We start from the raw sequence: 22,160 nt of genomic DNA, 5'->3' as shown, positions 1-22,160 counted from the left end.
CGTACGGGTCACTCCCGGTCGCTTTCGGTGCCGCCGTCCGGGAGCCCTCCCGTGCGCAGCCTGAACCGCTGGAGCTTGCCGGTGGCCGTGCGCGGCAGCGCGTCCAGGAAGACGATCTCGCGCGGGCACTTGTACGGCGCCAGCTCGCTCTTCACGAAGGCGCGCAGCGCCCCGGCGTGCCGTTCGGCGCCCTCCTTGAGGACGGCAAAGGCCACCACGACCTGCCCCCGGGCCTCGTCGGGCCGCCCCACGACCGCCGCCTCCACCACGTCCGGGTGCCGCAGCAGCGCCTCCTCGACCTCGGGCCCGGCGATGTTGTACCCGGCCGAGATGATCATGTCGTCGGCGCGGGCGACGTACCGGAAGTAGCCGTCGGCCTCGCGGACGTAGGTGTCCCCGGTGATGTTCCAGCCGCCGCGCACGTACTCCCGCTGCCGCGGGTCGGCGAGGTAGCGGCAGCCCACCGGTCCGCGCACCGCGAGCAGCCCCGGCTCCCCGTCGGGCACCGGCTCGCCGTGCTCGTCCTGCACGCGCGCGTGCCAGCCGGGCACGGGAACGCCCGTCGTGCCGGGCCGGATCCCCTCGTCGGCCGCGGAGATGAAGATGTGCAGCAGCTCGGTGGCGCCGATGCCGTTGATGACGCGCAGGCCGGTGCGGTCGTGCCAGGCCCGCCAGGTGGCCGCCGGCAGGTTCTCGCCGGCCGAGACGCAGCGGCGCAGGGACGAGACGTCGTATCCGTCGAGCTCGTCGAGCATCGCCCGGTACGCCGTCGGGGCAGTGAACAGCACGGACACCCGGTGGCGGGCGATGGCCGGCAGCAGTTGCCTGGGACCGGCCTGCTCCAGCAGGAGTGCGCTCGCCCCGGCCCGCAGCGGGAAGACGACCAGCCCGCCGAGCCCGAAGGTGAAGCCGAGCGGGGGACTGCCCGTGAACACGTCGTCCGCGCCGGGCTTCAGGACGTGCCGGGAGAAGGTGTCGGCGATGGCCAGGACGTCCCGGTGGAAGTGCATGCAGCCCTTGGGGCGGCCGGTGGTGCCGGAGGTGAAGGCGATCAGCGCGACGTCGTCGGCCGCCGTGTCGACGGCCTCGTACGGTGTGCCGGGCGCCGGGCGGTTGAGGAGGTCGTCGGGGGCGTCACCGCCGTAGGTCGTGATCCGCAGGTGGGGGATCTCGGCCTTGGCGAGGTCGTCGACGGCCCGGATGTCGCACAGCGCGTGCCGGACGCGGGCGATCTCGCACATCGTGCTCAGCTCGTGCGGGCGCTGCTGGGCGAGCACGGTGACCGCGACGGCCCCCGCCTTCAGCACGGCCAGCCAGCAGGCCGCGAGCCACGGTGTGGTGGGGCCGCGCAGCAGCACGCGGTTGCCGGGGACGACGCCGAGTTCGCCGGTGAGCAGGTGCGCGATGCGGTCGACGCGGGCGCGCAGGTCGGCGTAGGTCCATGGCTCTCCGGCCGGGGTGAGGAACGCCGGGCGGTCGCCGGGCGGGCCGTGGAGCAGTTCGGCGGCGCAGTTGAGCCGTTCGGGGTAGCGCAGCTCCGGCAGGTCGAAACGGAGCTCGGGCCATTGGTTCGGGGGTGGCAGATGGTCACGGGTGAAGGTGTCGACGTGGGCCGTACCCCGTGGATTCATACGATTCGCCCCCTTGGCGTGGTGGGCTCGCCCTTGGAGCGTATCGTGTTGGTGACGGCAGTCAACGGTCCGCGATAACCTCGGAGTGGCCCGGCCCCGGGAGGCAGGGGTGGCGGAGAAGGGACCGGCGATGACCGCATTCTCGCTCGAACCGGCACAACTCGCCTGGTGTGCCGAGCTGCGCGCCCTCGCCGCGGAGCGGCTGCGCCCGCTGGCCGACAAGGGTGAACCGGGCCGGGTGAACCGGGCCCTGCTCGCCGAGCTCGGCAGCCTCGGACTGCTCGGCCGCCTCTTCACCTCCGGCGCGCTCGACCTGTGCCTGATGCGCGAGTCCCTGGCCTACGCCTGCACGGAAGCCGAAACGGCCCTCGCCCTCCAGGGCCTTGGCGCCCACCCGGTCCACGCCCACGGAACGGCGGCCCAACGCGCCCGCTGGCTCCCTCACGTGGCTGACGGCAGTGCGGTGGCGGCGTTCGCGCTGAGTGAGCCGGGGGCGGGGTCGGATGCGGCGGCACTGGGGTTGCGGGCGGAGCGGGACGGCTCACTGGGGGTGGCGTTCGGCGATGGCTCACTGGGCCGTCTGGCGTCCGACGGCGGTGCCGACGCGGCGGCCGACGCCAGCTCCCCGGGAGGGACGGCATCCGGCTCCGCGCTGGCCTCCGGCGGCGGCGCTGGGACGGCGGCCGACGGCGGCTGCCGGTGCCGGACCGCGTCCGACGGCGCTCGGGGTCAGGCCGGACCCGGCGGCGATCAAGGCTCCCGGATGCGTGGCGGCGGCTCGTCGGCCCCGGCGACACCCGACGGCAGTGCCCGGGGCGCTCGGCCTCCTGCCGACCGCTCATCGGGCTCGGTGGCGTCCGGGGCCGGCCTTCGAGGCGCCGGGGCCCGTGACGGTGGCTCACTCGGCGCGGCGGCGTCAGGCGGCGGCAGCCAGGGTGCCGGTTCCCATGCCGGTCGCTCACCGGGCGCGGCAGCATCCGGCGGTGGAACCGAGGGCGCCCGGGTTCCTGCCGGCGGTTCTCCGGGATCCGGGCGCGCGGTCCACGACTCACCGCACGCGGGCTACGACTCACCGGCTCCCGCCGAACTCGCCGCCGCCCCCGACGGCCCCACCCGCTGGCGTCTCACCGGTGAGAAGTGCTGGATCTCCAACGCCCCCGAGGCCGATTTCTACACCGTCTTCGCCCGGACCACCCCGGGGGCAGGGGCGCGCGGTGTCACGGCTTTTCTCGTGCCGGCCGACCGGCCGGGGCTGACCGGTGCCGGGCTCGACATGCTCTCCCCCCACCCCATCGGCGCGCTCGACTTCGATGCCGTGCCGGTGACGGCCGACGACGTGCTCGGGGAGGTGGACCGGGGGTTCCGGGTCGCCATGGGGACGCTCAACCTGTTCCGCCCCAGTGTCGGCGCCTTCGCGGTCGGTATGGCCCGGGCGGCACTCGACGCGACCCTCGCCCACACCGCCGGGCGGGACGCCTTCGGCGGCAAGCTGAGGGACCTTCAGGCCGTCTCCCACCAGGTCGCCGAGATGGCCCTGCGCGCGGAGGCGGCCCGGCTGATGGTCTACGCGGCGGCGACGGCGTACGACGAGGACGCCCCGGACGTGCCCCAGCGTGCCGCCATGGCGAAACTGCTCGCCACCGAGACCGCGCAGTACGTCGTCGACACGGCCGTCCAGCTGCACGGCGCCCGCGCGCTGCAACGCGGTCACCTGCTCGAACACCTCTACCGGGAGGTGCGCGCCCCACGCATCTACGAGGGGGCCAGCGAGGTCCAACGCGGCATCATCGCCAAGGAGTTGTACGCAGCCCACCTGGAGGCCCGGTGACCGCCGAACGCGTCAACCCACCCGGCCTCGCCCCGCCGGCCGGCTTCTCGCACGCCGTCGTGGCCGCCGGGTCCAGGGTGGTGTTCCTGGCGGGGCAGACCGCCCTCGACGGCGACGGCAAGGTGGTCGGCGCGACCCTGCCGGAACAGTTCGAGAGGGCCCTCACCAACCTGCTGGCCGCTCTCACCGCGGCCGGCGGCACCCCCTCCGACCTGGCCCGTGTCACCGTCTACGCGACGGACGTCGCCGCGTACCGCGCCCACGCCTCCGAACTGGGCCGCCTCTGGCGAAAACTGGCGGGCCGCGACTACCCGGCCATGGCCGTCGTCGAAATCGTCCGGCTGTGGGACGAGGAGGCGTTGGTGGAACTGGACGGCTTCGCCGTGCTGCCCTAGGCGTGCTGTTCGGAGAGGTTGGTGACGCGGCGGACTCGCCACCGAAGGGGTGAGGGTCACGGGCGCCGTCGGGCAGCGCCGCGAAGACCTTCAGGTATTCAACGGGACCGCCGACAGCAAGAGTTTCAAGATATCCACCGACGGCTCGTACACCTATACGCTACCAAGCGGTACCTCGGCGATGTTCACCACCAAGAAGCTGTCAAGCTTCCCATCGCCGACCTTCAGTTAATTGAAGCCGGGACGAGGAATGCCGCGCTCCAAGTTCACGATTCGCGGTTCTGGTTTCGGCGATGCACAGGGGCTGGGTACGGTGTATTTCGGATCGAGCTATGCCGAAATAGACACCTGGTCGGACACGAGCATCAGCGCCTACGTTCCGAAGGGGCTTCCAGCGGGGAAGGTCACGGTTTCCGTGAAGGGGGCCAGCGGAGCAGACGCAGGTGGATCATCGTTCGACGTCATAGATCTTGGTCCTGCGCTGCCGCGGACAGGCTGGACCGCAAAGGCTTCGGACGCAAGCCAGTGGGATGCGCCCGGAAACATGCTCGATGGCAATTCCGACACTCGGTACAGCTCCGGAACAGGGCAGTACGACGGCCTATGGATCCAAGTGGACATGGGGCAGACACAGACCTGCGACAAGATCGTGCTGGATGTCGGCGGCAGTGTCAGCGACTATGCGCGAAGCGCAGACGTATACGTATCCACGGATGGAACCGACTGGACCAAGGTCACGTCCGTAGCGGACGGCCAACGAGTCCACCTGATTTCCTTCCCGACGCAGACAGCTCGCTATATCAAGGTCGTCAATACCAGCAATGTTGCCCGTAACTGGTGGTCAGTCGCAGAATTCAACGTCTACAAGTGACCTCGGGGCTTTCATATGGGGCGGCCGCGTTGGCCTTGCCCCGGGCGCAGAGGAAGTGCCTCTTGTCGGCGGGAACAGGGAGTGCTGATGTCGTTGTGCCCGTGGACGAGGCACTTTCCGGGTGCCCGTGGCGACTTCAGGCCCGCAGCGCACCGAGTACGGGCATCGGCGACGCGATCGATGTCCGCGTGCCAGACCTCAACGGGCCCACGACGGGTTCGCCGGACCCACCGCGGCCGTGGTCGACGAACCCCGTCATCGGGTGGTGCCCAAAGGTTCTCTTCCAGGTCGCGGTGGCAATCCTGTTCTCGGAGTGCGCCAGGACGAGGACGCCATCCAGGCCCACGATCACCTGCCCGCGCGCATCTGGCGCCGCTTCACCGGCCAACCGCCAGAGAGGTTCGCGACTTCAGTGCGGGCGGTGCGCAGCGCGGCCAGCACCCGCTGCCCGCGCCGACGCCGGCTTGCTAGTCAGCCGACCGTGTTCGGGTCGGAGGCCACCCGGCCCGAACGCGGCCGCGCGGTAGCAGGACCAAGGACCTCGACAATGCTCATTCTTGCTGGTCCGAGACACTTTTCGTTTGTCTGACCACCCGTCGGACATCACGCTTCGTGAAAGCGCGAGGATAGAAGGACAGGACTCGGTGGGGCCACCTATCGATCGAAGTCACAACCGGTGAGCGGCCCGGCTTCGCGGGCGCGGTCCCCGGGCCGGTGACGTGCGCTTCCGTCCGCAAGCCGTCTGACGGCGTCAAGAACCAAACAGCGTAAAGCAGTTGTTGATCCTGAGCGCTAAGGGTAGGTAAGCATCCATGACTACTCTTGGTGCTGTTTTCCGGCCTCAGCTGCCCCCCGAGAAGCTGCGTGACATGGCCCGTACCGCCGAGGCGGCGGGGCTGGAGGAGCTGTGGTTCTGGGAGGACTGCTTCCTGGAGGGCGGGGTCGCCACCGCGTCCGCCGCGCTCGCCTGGACCGAACGGCTGCGAGTCGGCATCGGACTGCTGCCCGTGCCCTTGCGGAACGTCGCCCTCACCGCGATGGAGGCCGCCACCCTGGACCGGCTCTTCCCGGGGCGCTTCACGCTGACCGTCGGGCACGGCGTGCAGGACTGGATGGGGCAGGTCGGAGCGCGGGCCGAGTCGCCGGTCACGTTGCTGCGCGAGTACCTCGACGCGCTCCGGGCGCTGCTGCGCGGCGAGCGCGTCACCACTGACGGGCGGTACGTGAAGCTGGACGACGTCGGCCTCGACTGGCCCCCGCCCACCGCTCCCGAGGTGCTCGCCGGCGTCACCGGCCCCCGCTCGCTGCGCCTGTCCGGCGAGGCCGCCGACGGCACGCTGCTCAGTGAGGCCAACCCGCCGGACGGCGTGCGAGAGGCCCGCCGGCTCATCGACGAGGGCCGCGCGGCGGCAGGTCGCACCGGCTCCCACCGCGTGGTCGTCTATCTCCTCACCGCCACCGGGCCGGACGCCGCCGCACGTCTCCAGGCCGAGCGCACCGCCTCCGGCACCGACAAGATCCCCGACCTGGGAGTCGCCGGCGACGCCGGTACGGTGGCCGAGGCCGTTCAGCGCCTGGTCGCCGCCGGTGCCGACACCGTCGTCCTCGAACCCACCGGCGATGAGCCGGACCCCGAGGGCTTCGTCCGCTTCGTGGCCGAGGAAGTCCGTCCTCTCGTCCCGTAACCCCTCGAAGAGGGGCACCCCGTGCGCTACTCCTGGGCGTGCCGGATCGCGTCCAGCACGATGTGAGCCACGTGGTCGTCGGTGAGGGTGTACCGGGTCTCACGGGCCTGACGCCGGGCGGTGACGATCCGGGAGGTCCGCAGCACCCGCAGATGCTGGGAGACCAGCGGCTGGCTCACTCCCAGAGCCGTCACCAGCTCATGGACGTACTTCCCGCCGGCGGACAGCTCCCGCACGATACCCAGCCGTACGGGCGAGGCCAGCGCGCGCAGCAGCTCGCTGGCCGCTTGCAGGGTCTGGTCCGGATCGTCCGTCGGAGGAGAGGGCGTCGTTGTCATATGCACACATTAGCATATGACAACGATTTCCAATTTGTCCCGGTGGCGCCGGGGCGGGGGTCCGTCAGTGGTCGTCCCAGTGCCCCTCGTGCGCGGCGTGGCGGTGGCCGTCGTGCACGTAGTCGGTGTGGTCGTTGTGCCGCACTGCCAGATGGCCGCAGTCGTCGCCGTGCTGGTGGTCGTGGTTCTGGTGCACCGCGTGGCCGCCGTTCGCGCACTCGTCGACGTGCCCCTCGTGCATCCGGTGGATGTGGCCGTCGTGGGCGTAGTCGGTGTGGTCGCCGTGCGTGAAGGCGGCGTGGCCGCAGTCGTCGCCGTGGGTGTGCGCGTGGTTTTCGTGGGTGATGTGCTGGGCGGTGGTCATGGGGTGGCTCCTTGCGTGTGCTCGTGCCGCCCGCGGCGCCTCGGCCGGGGCTGTCATGGCGACATTAACATATAGCGATTCCTGCATGTATTGTCCGGGTGCCTGGCGCCGCCCGCCAGCCCAGGGCGGCGCCAGGCGCCCGGGTCAGCGAACCGCGACGACCACGCAACTCTCGCCGTACTGCCAGACCGGGCCCGCCGTGGCGAAGCCCGCCTGCCGCAGCAGCTCCAGATGGGCGGAGAGGGGGAGTTCGGCGGGGCGGCCGGTGCCGAGAGGTGCCTCGCGGCGGCGGCGCTCGGCGAGCAGGTCCGTCAGCTCGGGGTCGTCGGCCACGGCGGCCCACCAGGAGCCCCAGTCCTCGTGCGCGAACACCCGCTGCCGGCCGGCCCGGCACTGCCCCACATGGGCGGCGATCCCGGCCGGGCCCGTGTCGTCCTGGGGGAGGTGGTCGCCGTTGACCAGGACACCGCCGGGCCGCAGCAGTGCGGCGAGCTGCCGGTAGACGCGCAGCAGGGTGTCGCGGTCGAGGTAGTGCAGGGCCGTCGTGGAGACGGCCGCGTCCAGGGGCCGGTCCAGGTCCAGAGCCCAGGTCCAGCCGGGTGCGCCGATCTCGGCGTCGACGTAGCGGGCCGCGTCCGGGTGGTGGGTCCGGCCCAGCTCCAGCAGCAGGGGGTCCCGGTCCACGGCCACGATCTCCGCGTCCGGCAGCCGCCGGACCAGCCGGGCCGCCAGGGAGCCGGGCCCGCAGCCCAGGTCGACGACGAGCGGCCGGGAGTCGCGCCCGGCCGTGACGTACTCGACGACATCGGCGATCACCGTGAACCGCTCCTCGCGGTCGACCGCGTACCGCTGCTGCTGGAGCTCCCAGCGCTCCACCCATCGCTCCGCCGTCGCCAGACTCAGCCCCATCCGGTCGCGCCACCTTGCCGTCTCGCACCTGACTCTTTACGGTCCGAGCCTACAGGTGGAAACGGTTCCCATTATGCCTAGTTGGGGGAGTCACTGGAGTGAAGCGAGAACGGACAGCAGCCGGTCGATCTCCTCAACGGTGTTGTACGCATGCAGACTCACCCGGACCGAACCGGTCTTCTCGCCCGCGTCGCCCTGGCAGTGGTTGTCCGAGCGGACCATGAAACCGTGGCTGAACAGGATGAAGCCCAGGTCGCCCGAATCGATGGCACGGTGCCGCAGGGTGACGATGCCCTGGCGCCGCTGCACGGTCGAGTCGGCGGCCAGGCTCAGGGGACAGCCGAGGATCTCGTAGGCGTCCAGATGGCGCAGCCCCTCGGTGAGCCGGGCCGCCAGGGCGACCGTCCAGCGCTCGACGCGCTCCACACCGGCGGTGTCCAGCCAGTCCAGGGCCGCTTCGAGGGAGGCGATGCCCACGGTGTTCGGGGTGCCGCTCCAGCCGCCGGGCGTGAAGGCCGGGCCGCGTTCCTGCCGGGCCCACACCGCCCCGGAACCGGGCAGGGCCAGCGCCTTGTGCCCGGAGAAGACGACGAAGTCGACGTCCAGTTCGGCCACGGACACCGGCAGATGCCCGACGCTCTGCGCCGCGTCCAGACAGATGACCGCGTCCGGGCCGACCGCCCGGCGGATGCGCTGCACGTTCATGTCGCCGCCGTAGACATGGTGCACATGCGTGGTGGCGACGAACCGCGTGCGCGGCCCGGCCCGTTCGGCCAGCGCACGGTGGTCGTAGTCCCCGGAACCGCTCTGGTAAGGCATCGGCACCACCCGGATGTGCACGCCCTCGCGGGCGAGCAGCCGCTGGGCCTCCAACCAGGGCGCGATGTTTGCCTGGTGGTCGGCGTCCGGTACGACGATCTCGTCGCCGTCGCGCAGGAACCCCGGCAGCCAGTCGCGGGCGACCGTGCGCAGCCCCTCGGTCGTGCCGCTCGTGAAGTGGACGGCGGAGCGCTCGGGCTGGTGATCTCCGAGGAACCGGGCGACGCGCTCGCGGGTGCGCTCGACCAGCTCGGTGGTCCGGTTGGCCCACGTGTAGGTGCCGCGTGCCGCGTTGGCGTTGCTGGTGGTGAGGTACGTCTGCACGGCGTCCAGGACGGCCTGCGGCTTCTGGGCCGTCGCCGCGCTGTCCAGGTACGCCAGCTCCGGGTGCCCGGTGACGATGGGGAACTGGGCGCGCAGCGCCTGCTGCCACTGGCGCAGATCGTCGGGGATCGCGGGTGCGGTCATGGCGGTCAGTCCCGCACCAGGGGCGCGCCCGCGTCCCGCCAGGCGATGATGCCGCCGGCCAGGCTGCGCACGTCGGGATGGCCCATCCGGGTCAGCAGCGCCGCGTACCGGGCGGACTGCTCGCCCACCGGGCACGCCAGCAGCACCGGCCGGCTCCGGCTGAAGGGCAGTCCGCCCTGGAGGAGTTCGGCGAACAGCTCGTCGACGATGTTGACCGACCCGTCGATGTGCAGCGCCGCGTACGCGTAGGGGCTGCGCAGGTCGACCACGAGCGGCCCCTCGGTGTCGATCCACCGCCGGGCCTCGGCCACCGTGACCGACGGCGCCCCGCCGACCTCGGCGTCGGTCAGATCGGCCGGCGAGTTCTTCCGGGGCGGCCGGCCCAGCAGGTCGGGACGCCGCTGCCGGACGTAGCTCAGATAGCTCTCCACGCGGTCGCAGACGATGAACACCGCGGTCCGGCGCTCCGTCAACTCCTCATCGATGGAGCGCAGATGACGGACGGCCCCGTGGTAGGCGGCGCCTCCGGTGGGCCCGCCCAGGATGCCGCAGCGGCGGTTGAGGGTCAGCATCCCCTCGATCGCCTCGTCGGAGCTCACCGACTCCATCGTGTCGTACGTGTCCGGGTCGAACAGGCCGACCTCCTGCACCTCGTCGATAGTGCGGATCCCGGGGATGAAGTCGGACTTGGCCGCGACCAGGCCGACCACCCGCACCGAGGGATCCTCCTCCCGCAGCGCGCGGGCAACGCCCGTGGAGGAACCGGCCGTGCCCACACAGGCGACGAACCAGTCCGGCACCCGGCCGTCCAGGTCCTTGACGATCTCCGGGCCGGTGCCGGTGAGATGCGCCTCGGTGTTGCGCGGGTTGAAGTACTGGTCGGTGTGGAGATAGGTACTGCCGGAGGCGGACAGCGTGCGGTGGAAGAGGGTGAGCGGGTCGTCCGTCGCGGTCGGGTCCAGACACTCGCTCTGCCCCGGCAGCTCCTCGATCTCCGCGCCGAGCAGCAGCAGAAGGTCCTTGATCTCCGGCACCCGCATCCGGTTGGTGACGCTCTTGAAGCCCAGGCCGTGCATCCCCGCGACGACCGCCAGCGCCTTCGCCGTGTTGCCGCTGGACAACTCCACGACCTGGCTGCCGTGTTCGACCGCCTCGTCCAGCAGCGGACGCGCCATGTTCCAGGCCGCCCGGTCCTTCACCGAGCCGAAGGGGTTGAGCATCTCCAGCTTGGCGAACAGGTCGATGTTGCGCAGACCGTGCACGGCCGGGTCGATCCGTACCAACGGGGTGTTGCCTATCGCATCGGTGATGCTGTCGTACCTCACTGAGCTCCCCCCGAGGGCGTGATCGGCCAGAACTGCTCGTCCAGGCACCAGCGCCAGGCGTCGCCGTCCTGCCAGGCGGCGACCTTGCGGGCGACGGGCTGGTGCTGGGCGCGGGTGGCGTGGAAGTCCATGGCGTAACCGGCGGTGTTGGCGAAGGCCAGCAGGTCACCGGGGACCGGGCGGCGCGGCAGGAAGACCGTGCGCCGGGTGATCAGATCGGTCTCCAGGCACAGGCCGCCGAAGAGATGGACGGCGACGGGCCCCTCGCCCGGCCCGGCTCCGCTTCTGGGGATGACGACCGGGTCCATGAGCACTCCGTGGTCCTCCAGGGCGATGTCGTCCGCCTTCGCGGCCAGCCGTACGAGCAGTGCCCCGCCCGCCTCCTGGGAGCGGACCTCCAGCACCCTCGCCAGGGTCACGCCGCACTGGTCCAGCAGAGCCCGGCCGGGCTCGCTGTGCAGGTCGTACAGGTGCTCCAGCAGCAGCGCGGCCAGCGGACGGCCGCCCAGGGAGGCGGCGGGCTGGGCCAGCAGCTCGTCCAGATAGGCCGCGCCGGCGACGGACCGGTGGGCGGGGTAGAGGCCGAGCACGCCGCGCACGGTGCCGGACTCGTTGCGCAGCCCGTAGCCGTGCCCACCCCACGTCAGGGGCGGGCGGCGGCCCAGGACGGCGGCCGTGAGCGCGCTCGTGTACGCCTCCCACTGCTCCCGCTCGGCGAGGTAACTGACCCCGAACCCGCCCCCGACGTCCACGGCCCGGGGCCGCAGCCCCCGGGCCCGGCACGCCTCCAGGGCCGCCAGGGACCCTTCCAGGGCGGTCGCCTTCTCCGCGACGCTCGTGGTGTCCAGGTGGTAGGCCACCCCCGTCAGCTCGACCGCGTCGCCGTGCCGCTCGACCGCCTCCAGCAGGGCGTCCAACTCCCGTACGGGGGTGCCGAAACGGCTGCGCCGGCTCAGCACCTTCACCCCCGACGTCTCGAACCCCGACAGCCGCAGCAGCACCCGCACCGGGGCCAGCGCGTGCTTGCGTACCAGCGCGGCGAGCTGGTCCAGCTCGGCGACTCCGTCGACGCCGACCGTGACGCCCGTGAGGGCCGCGAGCCACAGGAACTCCGGGTTCTTCGGACCCGTCGCCGTGATCCGGCCGGCGGTGAAACCGGCCCCCAGCGCGTGCTGCAACTCGCCCAGCGACGCGACGTCCACGCCCGCGTCGGTGGCGGCGAGCCGGCGCAGCAGCGCGCTGGACCGGTTCGCCTTGTGGGCGTAGTAGACCTGGCCGGACAGATGATGCCGGCGGTACACGGACCGGAACCGCTCCAGGTTCTCGGCGATCTGGTCCGGCACCACGACGTGCAGGGGTGAGCCGAGCGCGTCGGTGAGTGAGTGAAGCGTCCCGGTCGCCGCCAGGAGCGACCTGAGCCGTGGTTCCAGCCGCGGTGCGAGATACAAGGGCCGGCCACCCATGTGCGCTCCCTCCCTTGAAGCCGCTGCGCCCGGCATCCGGGCACGTCGGACACTCCCCGCGTTTCGCCGTATAGCCCATATCCATTCTTCGGTCGCTTTACGCCCTGTAAGGCCCAGGCCTGCCCCCGCGCCGGTGTGAAGCGGATCACGGTTTGGCCGCGCGGCGCGCGCCCGGCGCGGGGCCGCGGCATCCGTCGTTCGGCCGAGCCTTCGCAGGTCGGGCCGCTGTGTCGTGGCCGTTCGGCCGAGGCAGCGGCCCTCCGCCGCGACGCAGAGTGGGTCCGGTCCGCCGTCCCCGGCAACGGGTGGCCGGGCCGTACGGGTTCGCGTGCCGGAACGGGAGAAGTGAGCATGGTCGTACGGGTGGTCGTCGTCGACGACCAGGACATGGTGCGCTCGGGATTCGCCGCACTGCTGTCCGCGCAGAGCGACATCGACGTCGTGGGGGAGGCGCCCGACGGCCGGCGCGGGGTCGAGGTCTGCCGCAGCACCCACCCGGACGTGGTGCTGATGGACATTCGGATGCCGGAGATGGACGGCCTGGAGGCGGCCCGGCGGCTGCTCGACCCGCCGCCGGGCGTGACGCACCGGCCCAAGGTGCTCATGCTGACCACCTTCGACCTCGACGACTACGTCTACGAAACCCTCCAGGCCGGCGCCAGCGGCTTCCTGCTCAAGGACGCCCCCGTCGCCGAACTCGTCCAGGCCGTCCGGGTGATCGCGGCCGGTGACGCCCTGCTCGCCCCGTCCGTCACCCGCCGCCTCATCGAGGACATGACCCGGCGCCGCCCCCCGGCCGGGCGGCGGGCCCGGCTGCTGCTGAACGGCCTCACACCCCGGGAGACGGAGGTTCTCGGCCTCGTCGCGCGGGGCCTGTCCAACACGGAGATCGCCGGGACGCTGGTGGTGGCCGAGCAGACGGTCAAGACCCACATGACCCGGCTGATCGCCAAGCTGGGCGCCAGGGACCGGGCCCAACTGGTCGTCCTCGCCTACGAGTCGGGTCTGGTCGTGCCCGGATCGACCGGCTGAGTCCGCAGGCCCGGGCGCGTGTCATACCCAGGTGCGACACCGCGGTTGGCACCCGGGTGTGACGCGCGGCCCGCCTCCCGCGCCCTACCGTCACCGCGCCCTGACCACGGACCGGTACGCACGGAGCGCCCACATGCACCAGCCCCTCGACATCGACCACGTCATCCGCCTCTACCGCACCTACGCCGACGACCTCGACCGGGTCCGCGAGGAACAGCGCGCGCTGCTCGCACCGCCCCGTGCGATGAAGGCCCAACTCGACGACATCGAGGCGGAGATCACCTATCTGCTGCTGCGCGAGGCCCGGCCGGAGACGGTCGTGGAGATCGGCACGTTCCACGGCTGGTCCACCACCTGGATCCTGCGCGCCCTGCGCGACAACGGCACGGGCCATCTCTACTCGTACGACGTGGTCGACCACGTCCTGCGCGAGGTGCCCGGCCAACTCGCCGAGGGACGCTGGACCTTCACGCAGGGGGACGTGAGGGAGAACCTGGAGAAGGTCCCCGACACCGCGGACTTCCTGTTCATCGACGCCGCGCACTCCGCGCGTTTCGCCCGCTGGTACGTCCGGCACCTGCTGCCGCGCATGCGGCCCGGCATACCCGTGTGCGTCCACGACGTGTTCCACGGGCGCCGTGCGCTGCCGTTCACCGAGGGAGCGGTGGTGCTGCGCTGGCTCGCCGAGCGGGGCAATCGGTACTTCACGGCGTCCCGGGCGCACGCGCCGGAGATCCACGACCGGCTGAACGACGTCAAGCGGAGTCTCGCCCTCGGACATCCTGTCAAGGACAGCACGGACAACCCCATGATCTTCTTCAGCTTGTCCTGAAGCCGTCCCTGACCTGGTCGAAGACCGGGCGGTAGGTGTCCCACTGTGCCTCGGGCGCCGAGAGGTAGATGTCGTACTCGCGCCCGCCCTCGCGGCCGTAGCCGAGGTCGATGGCGCGGAACGTACGGGCCCGGCCCTGGAAGGTGAACTCCCAGACGGCGGCGGGCTGTTCACGGAAGGTCGTGCGCTGCATGCGGAGCCGGCGGTAGGTCGGGTAGTTGACCTTGGTGTTCGCCTCGATGTCGGCGAAGTGGTCGGCGGGGTTCGGGCCTGCGGGGGCGACCGTGCCGATGGTGATGCCGGCGAGGCCGGAGGGGGTGGTGTAGGTGACTTCTTCCGCCGTGCGCTCGCGGGGCGTCCAGCCGTTCGGGATGGGGAAGGAGACGCCGAGCTTTCGCTCGTGGACGAGGTGGTAGCCCTTGGGGATGGGGGCGGGCCGGGTCGTGTCGTGGTCCGGTTTGTCGGTGCGGTGCGGGGCCGTCGCGTACAGGGTCGTGCCCACGGCCAGGGTGGCTGTCAGTGCCGCGGCGAGAGTGGTGATGCGGCGGTGTCGGCGGGTGCGGGTGGTTCGTGGCTGGTCGTGCCCCGCGACGGAGCCGCCCATCGACACAGTCCCGTGCTCCTTGGGAGCTGAGTCCGCCACCGTCCTGAGGGAATGTTCTGTCTCCTCTGCGGAGGGGCGGGCCTCCGGGTCCCTGGCCAGCAGGGACTCCAGGAGGGGGGCCAGTGGGCCGGCCTCGCGCGGTGGGGTCAAGGGGTCCGTGGCTATCGCGTACGCCGTCTCCATCGCCGTCTCGCGACGGAACGGGGGACGGCCCTCCAGCGTCTGGTACAGCGTCGCGCCGAGGGCCCACAGGTCCGATGCCGGGCCGGGGGTGAGGCCCCTGACGCGTTCCGGGGCCATGTAGTCGATGGAGCCGACCATCTCGCCGGTCCTGGTCAGCGTCGACGAACCGGCCGTCATGGCTATGCCGAAGTCGGTGAGGACGACCCGGTCGCCCGCGCCGAGGAGGACGTTGCCGGGCTTGACGTCGCGGTGCAGTACACCGGCATCGTGCGCGGCGCGGAGGGCGCCCACCATGGCCAGGCCGATGCGGGCCGCCTCGTGGGGCGGGAGGGTCCGGCCCTCCTGGAGGAGGTCGCCGAGCGTGTGGCCGGGGACGTACTCCATGACGACACAGGGGCGGCCGTCGTCCTCCACGACGTCATGCACGACGATCACGCTGGGGTGCGTGACGCGCGCGGCGCTGCGGGCCTCACGGCGCATGCGCTCGTACAGCGTGCCGAGCTCGTCGGCGGACAGGTGCGGCCGTTCGTGCAGCTGCTTCAGGGCGACCTGGCGGCCCAGCAGCTCGTCGTCGGCGCGCCACACCGTGCCCATGCCGCCCCGGCCGATCCGCTCGGTGAGCCGATAGCGCCCGGCGACGAGTCGCCCCTGGTCCGACACCGTGTGTCCTCCGCCACCTTGTCCGTCTTGGGCGCCTTGATGCGCCCTGGTCACCATAACTGGCATCCGTGGGCCGGAGCGGGCCGGGAGTGAGGCGGATCACGGCCCCCGTGTCGGGAGGGGTCCCGACAGGGGCTTCCTACCCTGGCGTCCCGCGCCGCCGCAGGGCGGGCGGGGAGGAGTGGACCGGCGACGTCGCGGGTGGTTTCACCGGTGGGGGAGGTGCGTGAGCCTGTGCTCGACCGCACGCAGGACACGGCGACGGGCGTGGGCAGCGCCCTGCTCCGGCAGGGGCAGCGGATCAACTCGGCGCTCGTCGTGGACCGCCGGCTGGGGGAGGGCGCCTTCGCCGAGGTCTACCGGGTGCGGCACCACATCCTCGGCTGGCAGGCCCTGAAGCTGTTCAAGCACGTGGCCTCGCTGGAGGCGACGTCCCGGATGCTCGACGAGGCCCGGATCCTGTCCACCCTGGGCCACCCCAACATCATCCGGGTGTTCGACGCCGGCACCGTGCAGACCTCCGAGGGCGTGCGCGGCTACATCACCATGGAGTACGTGGCGGGCGGCAGCCTGGAGCGGCTGATGGAGTCCCACTCGGGCGTGGTGCCCGTCGGCGAGGTGACCGCCGTGCTCCGGCAGGCCGCCGAGGGACTCGCCGTCGCCCACGAACGGCCGCACCCCATCGTCCACCGCGACCTGTCCCTGGCCAACGTGCTCATCACCTACGACGAGACCGGCCTGCGCGTGAAGGTCAGCGACTTCGGCCTGGCCAAGGAGACCGACCCGGGGACCATGGCGGCCAGCGCCCAGGGCACCGTCGCCTACATGCCGCCCGAGGTGCTGCGGCGCGGCAAGGGCTACGGGTGCCCGGGGGACGTGTGGGCCCTGGGCACCATCGTGTACTTCCTGCTCACCGGGCACTTCCCCTACGACGGGGGCGACCCGGTGCAGTCCTTCTCCCTGGAGCGGTTCACCCGGCCGTTGCAGCCGCCCCGCGCCTTCAACGACGACGTGGGCCCCGAACTGGACCGGCTGGTCACCGACATGCTGCGGATCGACCCGGCCGAGCGGCCCGCCACCGCCCGTGCCGTCGCCGACCGCGCGGCCGGCCTGCGCCCGGCACCCGGCCCCGAAGCCGCCGGTACGGCCGAGCCGGCCGAGTCCGCCGACGCTCTGGTCCGGGAAGCCACCGCGCTCTCCCGGGTGCCCGGCAGGCTCGGCGAGGCCGCCGACCTGCTGGAGGAGATCATCAGCCGCTACCCGCTGCTGCGGGAGCGGCATCTGACACGGCTCATGACCTGGCGCCGGGGGGTGATCATGTGACCGCGCCGGTGAGGGAGTTCGACCGTTTCGAGGAACTGGCGGGCACAGAGCTGTACCGCAGGAACGTCTTCGCCGTCACCGGCCTGTCCACCCGCGCGAGCGGACCGGCCGTGCGGCGGCACCGGCAGAAGGTGGAGGCGCGGCTGGCCGTCGAGGACAGCTGGCCCGGAGCCCCCGAGGTGGCACCGGCCGGGGGCTACGGCAAGGACGAGGTGCGGGCCTCCTTCGAGGGCGTCCAGGACCCGCGCCGCCGCATGGTCGACGAGCTGCTGTGGCTGTGGGGGCCCTCGGACTCCGGCTGCGACTGCGACCCGGACGTGCACGAACGGCACGACGCCGCCGTGCTGCTGCACGCCCGGGTGCTGGAGGCGGAGACCGGCCGGTCGCGGCTGCCCGTCGGGCATCGGGCGTCCCTGTGGGAGAACGCGGTGTCCGCCTGGGGCCACCTGCTGGCGGACGGGGCGCTGCGGCAGCACGTCCGGCACCGGATCCGGGCGCTCGGCGACCCCCGGCTCGACGAGGACGCGGCCGACGACCTCCTGGCCCGGCTCCCGCGGCTGCTCGTGTCGCCCTTCCCCCCGCTCTTCGCAGACCGGGCCACCGCGGCCCGGCTGACGTCGGTCTGCTCGGCCTGGGCCGAATCCCCGCCCTTCGCCGGCCTGTTCTCCGAGCTGTTCGAGCCCGCGGTGGAAGAGGCGTACGAAAAGATCCACGGCGACCTGCTGACGGCGGAGCGGGAGCGCGAGGCCCACCACTACCGCGAGGCGTTCCTGCTCCTGCGCGACCGGGTCGTGCCCGGCTTCGAGGACATGGTGCCGCTCAGGCCGTTCGTCTCCGACTGGCGCTACGACGAGATCGCCCACATCGTCGCCGTCGGGCTGAACAACCTCGCCGTGGACCTCCTCGGCGTCTCCGTCCACCGCCCGCCGAGCACCTCCCGGCGCGAGGAGATGCTCTGGCTCGCGGAGAAGGCGTACGAGATCGGCCCGGACCGCGACTCGGACGGGCTGAAGGAGAACTGGGAGTTCATCTACGACCACCTCACGGGCACCGGCCGCCGCCCCGCGCGGGCCAAGCCGTTCCCGTGGAAGGCGTTCCTCCTGGTGCTCGTGTTCGTCGGCGGCGCGCTCAGCTATCTGATCGAAGCCTTCGGCTTCCTCCCTGTGCTCTTCATCGGAGTCGCCGTCCTCGGTGTCGTCGGCTACATCGTGCGGTTCCTGGCGTGGCTGGCGGACGGCGTACGCAGCGTACGGAGGAGAAAATGAGCTTCCCTTCCCGCCGAAGCAACAGGACCGGCCGGGTGCGCGCCCGCCTCGGCCAGTTGCGGCACCCGCCCGAGTTCCGCGTCCCGCCGCCGTTCCTCGACACCGGCCAGGCCGACTGGGTCGCGGACGTACTCGCCGACGTCGGGACGGCCACGGAGGAACCCGCTCCGGAGGGCGCGGACGCCGGCACGCTGCTCGCCGCCGCCACCGGCATCTGGCGCGCCCAGCGCAAGCTGAACCAGCGCGCCGGCGAACTGTCGGAAGCGGACCTCAGACAGGTGCGCCGCTACGTCCAGGCCGGCCGGCAGGCACTCGCCGACGGCGGACTGGAGATCCAGGAGCACGACGGCGCGCCCTTCGACCCGGGCCAGTCCCTCGAAGTCCTCGCCTTCCAGGACGAACCCGGCCTGACCCGCGAGGTGGTGCTGGAGACCCTCCGGCCCAGCGTCTACTACCGCGGCGAGCGGATCCAGATGGGGCAGGTCGTCGTCGGCCGGCCCGCACCCGGCCCCACCCACGGCATGTGAACGACCAAGGAGACGACCGCAATGCGCGAGACCATCGACTTCGGCATCGACCTCGGCACCACCAACAGCGCCATCGCGGTGGCGGACGACGACGGCGTACGCGTCATCAAGAACAACGACGGCTGGGACTACACCCCGTCCGCCGTGTGGATGCCCAAGCCGGACGTGATCCACGTGGGCCGCCGCGCCCGCGAGCGCACCGACACCCAGCCCGACGACGCCCACGCCGAGTTCAAGCTGGAGATGGGCGTGGCCGGATACCACCGGCGGTTCGGCCGCGCGGGGCTGTCCCTCACCCCCGAACAGCTCTCCGCCGAGGTGCTCAAGTCCCTGCGCCAGGACGCCGCGCACGACACCGGAAGCCCGCCGGAGGCGGCCGTGATCACCGTGCCCGCCTCCTTCGCTCTGCACCAGAACAGCGCCACGTCCGCCGCCGCGGCCCTCGCCGGGCTCGGCGAGCACTGCCCGCTGGTCCAGGAACCGACCGCCGCGGCCATCGCGTACGGCGTGCAGGACGCCTCCGAGTCCACCCACTGGATGGTGTTCGACCTGGGCGGCGGCACCTTCGACGCGGCCGTGATGAGCAAGCGCGACGGTGAACTGCAACTGCTCCAGCACGCCGGTGACCCGCGCCTGGGCGGCAAACTCATCGACTGGGCCATCGTGGAGGACCTGCTCGTCCCCGCGGTCCGGCGCGACCTCGGGCTGCCGGACTTCGCCCGGCGCAACAACCGGTGGCGGGCCAACTTCGCCAAGCTCAAACTGGCCGCGGAGGACGCCAAGATCGCGCTGTCGCGGCGCGGCAGCCACGAGATCGCCGTTGACCTCTCCGACGGCGAAGGCGACACGGCCCCCTTCGAGTTCACCCTCACCCGCGGCGCCCTCGACGACCTCGCCCAGCCCTTCTACACCCGAGCGATCAAGCGCTGCCGGGAGGCCCTCGCGGAGAGCTCGCTGCGGCCCGACCACATCGACCGGCTGCTGCTCGTCGGCGGGGCGACCCTCGCCCCGGGGCTGCGCGACCTGCTGGCCGACCCCGTGGAAGGCCTGGGCATCCAGCTCGACCACACCCAGGACCCGACCACCGTGGTGGCGCGCGGCGCCGCCCTCTTCGCCCGTACGGTGCGGATGCCGAGCAAGCCGCGCACGGCGGCGCCGGGCGAGTTCACCGTGGAGCTCCACTACGAACCCCAGTCCCTGGAGACCACCGGCATCCCGGTCTCCGGCCGGATCAGCGGCGGCACAGCCGTGCCCGACTGGACCCGGTACACCGTCACCCTCACCAACCCCGACGGCCACCCGCCCTTCCGGGGGCCGCAGACCACACTCACCCCCGACGGCGCCTTCTACACCGAGGTGACCATCGACTCCGGCACCAGGTCCCGGTTCACCGTGGAACTCTCCGACGGCACCGGCACCCGGCAGCGGCTCGCCCCGGACACCCTGTCGATCACTCACGCCCAGGTGCTGCCCGGCGACGCCGTGCTCACCAGCACGCTCGGCATCGGCAAGGCCGACGGCTCCTTCGCGCCCATGCTGCGCAAGGGCACCGCCCTGCCGACCTCGATCACGAAGACGTTCGAGACGTCCATCCCGCTGCGCCGCTCCCAGCCCGACGCCGTCATCCGCATTCCGCTGCTGGAGGGCGAACGCCGGCGCGCCGACCGCAACACCCGGGTCGGGCTGCTGGAGATCCGGCCCCGGGACGTCCGCTTCGACCTGCCCGCGCAGACGCCCGTCGAGGTGACCTTCGAGATCAACGCCAGGAACCGGGAAGTCACCGTCACCGCCGACATCCCCGTCGCCGACGCCCAGTTCGAGGCGACCATCGACCGTTCCCAGCTGGTGGCGCCCGCGCACGACGAGCTGGTCGACCGGCTGCACGACCTGGAGCAGCGCACGCACGCCCTGCGGGAACGCGCCGAGGAGGTGCACTCCGAGCCGGCCCTGTCCCAGCTCGACGACCTGTCCGACGAGAAGGCCTTCGTCCATCTGCGCAAGGAGGTCGACGCGGCGGCCGTCGACACGGGCGCGGCCGGTACGAGCGACCGGCGCATCCGCGACCTGGAGGCCCAGCTCGACGACGTCGAGGAGGCCATCGACATCCCCGGCCTCCAGCACGAGCTGTGGGACCTCCTCAACAACTGCGAGGACCTCATCGAGCAGACCGGCGGCGGGCCGGCCGAACGCCGCGAGCTGGAGAACCTCCGCACCCGCGCGACCAGCGCCGGCGAGGACGGCAGCCCGGCCGGGCTGCGCCGGCTCGCCGACCGGGTGCGGGACTTCCAGGTCGATCTGCTGCGCCGCAGCGACCAGTGGGACTTCCTCGTCTTCCACTCCCTCGTCGAACTGCGCGACGAGATGACCTCCCGCGCCCAGGCGGACGCCGCGATCGCCGACGGCCGCCGAGCCGTCGCCGCGGGCGACCGCACGGCCCTGTCCGCCGTCAACCAGCGCCTGCGCCGCCTGCTCCCTCCGGGGGTCTCCGAGGAGCGGCGGATCGGCGGGGTGCAGGAGAGCCGGTGAGCCGGGGGAGCGGGGCCGGAGGGGAGGCGACATGCGGGGAACGGGCACGGACGGGCGGACCGACGGCATGAGAGACCAGGCCGGCGCGGGGAGCGACGCCGCACTCGACGTCGTGCTCCTCGTGTCACGGGCCCGGGGGCTCGCCCGGGCCGGGGAACTGGGCGGTGCTCTACGGCTGTTGCGGGAGGCCGAGGGCACGGACCTCGGCGTGCACCGGGACGTGCTCGACCTGCGGGCGCGGGTGCACGCGCAGCGCGGGGAGACGGCCGAGGCGGCGGAGTGCTGGCAGCGGGTCCTGGCGCGGCACCCGGAGGACCCGGCGGCCAGGGCGGGACTCGCCCGGCTCGGCCGCACGGGGCCGGTGGCGGCGCTCGGCCGTCACCGTGCTCGTACGGCCCTGGTCGCGGCGGCGTGCGTGGTGACCGCCGTCGTGACCGGCGTGGTCACCACCCTGGACGGACCACGCGCCGCCCGAGCGGACACCGACCGTGCGTCGGGCCGGCAGAGCCCCGGTGCGAGCGCCACCCCTGGGAGCGGTCAGGAGGATCCCGGCGCCGGGGAAGCCGGGCAGGGGAAGAACCCGGCCGCCGCCCGTCGTGCCGCCGCGCTCGCCCACGACCTGCGCACCCCTGGCCTGCGCGTCACCGTGCACGGCGACTCCGTCGAAGTCGCCTTCACCCAGGGGCTGTTCTCCGAAGGCGCCCAGCTCACCCCGGCGGGAGCCCGGCAACTGGCCTTGCTCGGTGAACGGCTGGCCGGACGGCACCTGGCCGTCACCGTGCACGGCCACGCGGCCACCGTCCCCGGCGCCCCACGCAGCGGCGGTTCCGTCGTCGCGCTGTGGCGCGCCCTGGTCGCCGCCCGCGAACTCAGCGCCGCGAGCGGCGAACCCCTCACGGCGTTCACCACGGACAGCGCGGACCAGCGCGAGGCCCCGTACCCGGACCCGGCCCGCAACCGCACGGTCACCGTCGTGATCTCACCCGAGTGACGGTTCTAGGGCCTGTGTGACGTCGTGATCAATCGGCTGCTTGCAGGAGATCGCCGAGCCAGATCATCGAAGCGCGGAGTTCGAGGCCGGCGAGGTAGCTCTCGGGCGTCTTGTCGAAGCG

Annotated in this window: 18 protein-coding genes and 3 pseudogenes; 12 read left to right on the top strand and 9 right to left on the bottom strand. The window is 72.2% G+C overall.

From position 1 onward, the window contains the following. Window positions 1-8 precede the first annotated feature (8 nt). The gene (locus AOQ53_RS15815; RefSeq protein ID WP_059417868.1) at window positions 9-1,631 is read right to left on the bottom strand and encodes an AMP-binding protein; all 1,623 of its coding nucleotides are present in this window, start codon (window positions 1,629-1,631) and stop codon (window positions 9-11) included. A 130-nt stretch (window positions 1,632-1,761) separates the two neighbouring features. Between AOQ53_RS15815 and AOQ53_RS15810 the strand changes: the two are divergent. The 4 genes and pseudogenes from AOQ53_RS15810 to AOQ53_RS41085 all read left to right on the top strand — a co-directional run. Then, window positions 1,762-2,172 (top strand): annotated as a pseudogene (locus AOQ53_RS15810) (acyl-CoA dehydrogenase family protein); the annotation flags it as partial. Window positions 2,173-2,682: 510 nt separating this feature from the next. Next, window positions 2,683-3,459, top strand: a pseudogene (locus AOQ53_RS15805) (acyl-CoA dehydrogenase family protein); the annotation flags it as partial. Continuing rightward, window positions 3,456-3,854 carry a RidA family protein gene (locus AOQ53_RS15800; RefSeq protein ID WP_059417866.1) on the top strand — a complete coding sequence of 133 codons (399 nt, stop codon included), beginning with the start codon at window positions 3,456-3,458 and terminating at the stop codon, window positions 3,852-3,854. The pseudogene AOQ53_RS15805 and the gene AOQ53_RS15800, both read left to right, overlap by 4 nt. 250 nt (window positions 3,855-4,104) lie before the next feature. Further along, window positions 4,105-4,725, top strand: a complete 621-nt coding sequence (locus AOQ53_RS41085; protein ID WP_078945329.1) for a discoidin domain-containing protein — start codon at window positions 4,105-4,107, stop codon at window positions 4,723-4,725. A gap of 178 nt (window positions 4,726-4,903) precedes the next feature. Here AOQ53_RS41085 and AOQ53_RS48395 read toward each other — a convergent pair. Continuing rightward, a pseudogene (locus tag AOQ53_RS48395) lies at window positions 4,904-5,242 on the bottom strand (IS1380 family transposase); the annotation flags it as partial. A gap of 295 nt (window positions 5,243-5,537) precedes the next feature. On the opposite strand from AOQ53_RS48395, the gene AOQ53_RS15785 reads away from it, so the two are divergent. Continuing rightward, window positions 5,538-6,410: an LLM class flavin-dependent oxidoreductase gene (locus AOQ53_RS15785; RefSeq protein ID WP_059417861.1), complete on the top strand. Its 873-nt coding sequence runs from the start codon at window positions 5,538-5,540 to the stop codon at window positions 6,408-6,410. 26 nt (window positions 6,411-6,436) lie between these two features. Here the strand turns inward: AOQ53_RS15785 and AOQ53_RS15780 are convergent, their stop codons facing one another. The 6 genes from AOQ53_RS15780 to AOQ53_RS15755 form a co-directional block, all read right to left on the bottom strand. After that, complete coding sequence (locus AOQ53_RS15780) at window positions 6,437-6,748, bottom strand: ArsR/SmtB family transcription factor (protein ID WP_059417859.1); 312 nt, start codon at window positions 6,746-6,748, stop codon at window positions 6,437-6,439. A 64-nt stretch (window positions 6,749-6,812) separates the two neighbouring features. Further along, window positions 6,813-7,112, bottom strand: a complete 300-nt coding sequence (locus tag AOQ53_RS15775) for a hypothetical protein (RefSeq protein ID WP_059417858.1) — start codon at window positions 7,110-7,112, stop codon at window positions 6,813-6,815. A gap of 144 nt (window positions 7,113-7,256) precedes the next feature. Further along, window positions 7,257-8,021 (bottom strand): class I SAM-dependent methyltransferase, encoded by a 765-nt coding sequence (locus AOQ53_RS15770; RefSeq protein WP_059417855.1) that lies wholly within the window; start codon window positions 8,019-8,021, stop codon window positions 7,257-7,259. 90 nt (window positions 8,022-8,111) lie between these two features. Then, window positions 8,112-9,308, bottom strand: coding sequence for an aminotransferase class V-fold PLP-dependent enzyme (locus AOQ53_RS15765; protein WP_059417853.1), 1,197 nt, complete (start codon window positions 9,306-9,308; stop codon window positions 8,112-8,114). 5 nt (window positions 9,309-9,313) lie between these two features. Then, window positions 9,314-10,633 carry a pyridoxal-phosphate dependent enzyme gene (locus AOQ53_RS15760; RefSeq protein WP_059417852.1) on the bottom strand — a complete coding sequence of 440 codons (1,320 nt, stop codon included), beginning with the start codon at window positions 10,631-10,633 and terminating at the stop codon, window positions 9,314-9,316. Beyond that, window positions 10,630-12,096 (bottom strand): Y4yA family PLP-dependent enzyme, encoded by a 1,467-nt coding sequence (locus AOQ53_RS15755; protein WP_059417851.1) that lies wholly within the window; start codon window positions 12,094-12,096, stop codon window positions 10,630-10,632. Before AOQ53_RS15755 ends, AOQ53_RS15760 begins: the two co-directional genes overlap by 4 nt. A 351-nt stretch (window positions 12,097-12,447) precedes the next feature. Here AOQ53_RS15755 and AOQ53_RS15750 point away from each other — a divergent pair, with 351 nt between their 5' ends. Continuing rightward, entirely contained in the window at window positions 12,448-13,128 is a 681-nt protein-coding gene (locus tag AOQ53_RS15750) for a response regulator (protein WP_059417849.1), read from the top strand. 133 nt (window positions 13,129-13,261) lie between these two features. Then, entirely contained in the window at window positions 13,262-13,960 is a 699-nt protein-coding gene (locus tag AOQ53_RS15745) for a class I SAM-dependent methyltransferase (protein WP_059417847.1), read from the top strand. Here AOQ53_RS15745 and AOQ53_RS15740 read toward each other — a convergent pair. Next, entirely contained in the window at window positions 13,947-15,407 is a 1,461-nt protein-coding gene (locus AOQ53_RS15740) for a serine/threonine-protein kinase (RefSeq protein ID WP_174523297.1), read from the bottom strand. The genes AOQ53_RS15745 and AOQ53_RS15740 overlap by 14 nt on opposite strands. A gap of 222 nt (window positions 15,408-15,629) precedes the next feature. Here AOQ53_RS15740 and AOQ53_RS15735 point away from each other — a divergent pair, with 222 nt between their 5' ends. The 5 genes from AOQ53_RS15735 to AOQ53_RS15715 are packed head-to-tail and all read left to right on the top strand — an operon-like array spanning window position 15,630 to window position 22,039. Then, a complete protein-coding gene (locus AOQ53_RS15735) occupies window positions 15,630-16,730 on the top strand; it encodes a serine/threonine-protein kinase (protein ID WP_201785077.1) in 1,101 nt (366 codons plus the stop codon). Then, a complete protein-coding gene (locus tag AOQ53_RS15730) occupies window positions 16,727-17,995 on the top strand; it encodes a hypothetical protein (protein ID WP_059417842.1) in 1,269 nt (422 codons plus the stop codon). Before AOQ53_RS15735 ends, AOQ53_RS15730 begins: the two co-directional genes overlap by 4 nt. Beyond that, window positions 17,992-18,522: a hypothetical protein gene (locus AOQ53_RS15725; protein ID WP_059417840.1), complete on the top strand. Its 531-nt coding sequence runs from the start codon at window positions 17,992-17,994 to the stop codon at window positions 18,520-18,522. The genes AOQ53_RS15730 and AOQ53_RS15725 overlap by 4 nt, the downstream gene beginning before the upstream one ends. Window positions 18,523-18,543: 21 nt before the next feature. After that, window positions 18,544-21,048 (top strand): Hsp70 family protein, encoded by a 2,505-nt coding sequence (locus AOQ53_RS15720; protein ID WP_059417838.1) that lies wholly within the window; start codon window positions 18,544-18,546, stop codon window positions 21,046-21,048. 31 nt (window positions 21,049-21,079) lie between these two features. After that, a complete protein-coding gene (locus tag AOQ53_RS15715; RefSeq protein WP_059417836.1) occupies window positions 21,080-22,039 on the top strand; it encodes a tetratricopeptide repeat protein in 960 nt (319 codons plus the stop codon). The last annotated feature ends 121 nt before the right edge of the window (window positions 22,040-22,160 follow it).

Source organism: Streptomyces azureus (assembly GCF_001270025.1).
GTDB lineage: Bacteria > Actinomycetota > Actinomycetes > Streptomycetales > Streptomycetaceae > Streptomyces > Streptomyces azureus.
This window is presented reverse-complemented; position numbering and strand designations above follow the sequence as displayed.

Bases quoted from the DNA above. Each gene is read 5' to 3' on its own strand.
- AOQ53_RS15815 (WP_059417868.1), bottom strand. From the start codon at position 1,631: ATGAATCCACGGGGTACGGCCCACGTCGACACCTTCACCCGTGACCAT.
- AOQ53_RS41085 (WP_078945329.1), top strand. From the start codon at position 4,105: ATGCCGCGCTCCAAGTTCACGATTCGCGGTTCTGGTTTCGGCGATGCA.
- AOQ53_RS15785 (WP_059417861.1), top strand. From the start codon at position 5,538: ATGACTACTCTTGGTGCTGTTTTCCGGCCTCAGCTGCCCCCCGAGAAG.
- AOQ53_RS15780 (WP_059417859.1), bottom strand. From the start codon at position 6,748: ATGACAACGACGCCCTCTCCTCCGACGGACGATCCGGACCAGACCCTG.
- AOQ53_RS15775 (WP_059417858.1), bottom strand. From the start codon at position 7,112: ATGACCACCGCCCAGCACATCACCCACGAAAACCACGCGCACACCCAC.
- AOQ53_RS15770 (WP_059417855.1), bottom strand. From the start codon at position 8,021: ATGGGGCTGAGTCTGGCGACGGCGGAGCGATGGGTGGAGCGCTGGGAG.
- AOQ53_RS15765 (WP_059417853.1), bottom strand. From the start codon at position 9,308: ATGACCGCACCCGCGATCCCCGACGATCTGCGCCAGTGGCAGCAGGCG.
- AOQ53_RS15755 (WP_059417851.1), bottom strand. From the start codon at position 12,096: ATGGGTGGCCGGCCCTTGTATCTCGCACCGCGGCTGGAACCACGGCTC.
- AOQ53_RS15750 (WP_059417849.1), top strand. From the start codon at position 12,448: ATGGTCGTACGGGTGGTCGTCGTCGACGACCAGGACATGGTGCGCTCG.
- AOQ53_RS15745 (WP_059417847.1), top strand. From the start codon at position 13,262: ATGCACCAGCCCCTCGACATCGACCACGTCATCCGCCTCTACCGCACC.
- AOQ53_RS15725 (WP_059417840.1), top strand. From the start codon at position 17,992: ATGAGCTTCCCTTCCCGCCGAAGCAACAGGACCGGCCGGGTGCGCGCC.
- AOQ53_RS15720 (WP_059417838.1), top strand. From the start codon at position 18,544: ATGCGCGAGACCATCGACTTCGGCATCGACCTCGGCACCACCAACAGC.
- AOQ53_RS15715 (WP_059417836.1), top strand. From the start codon at position 21,080: ATGCGGGGAACGGGCACGGACGGGCGGACCGACGGCATGAGAGACCAG.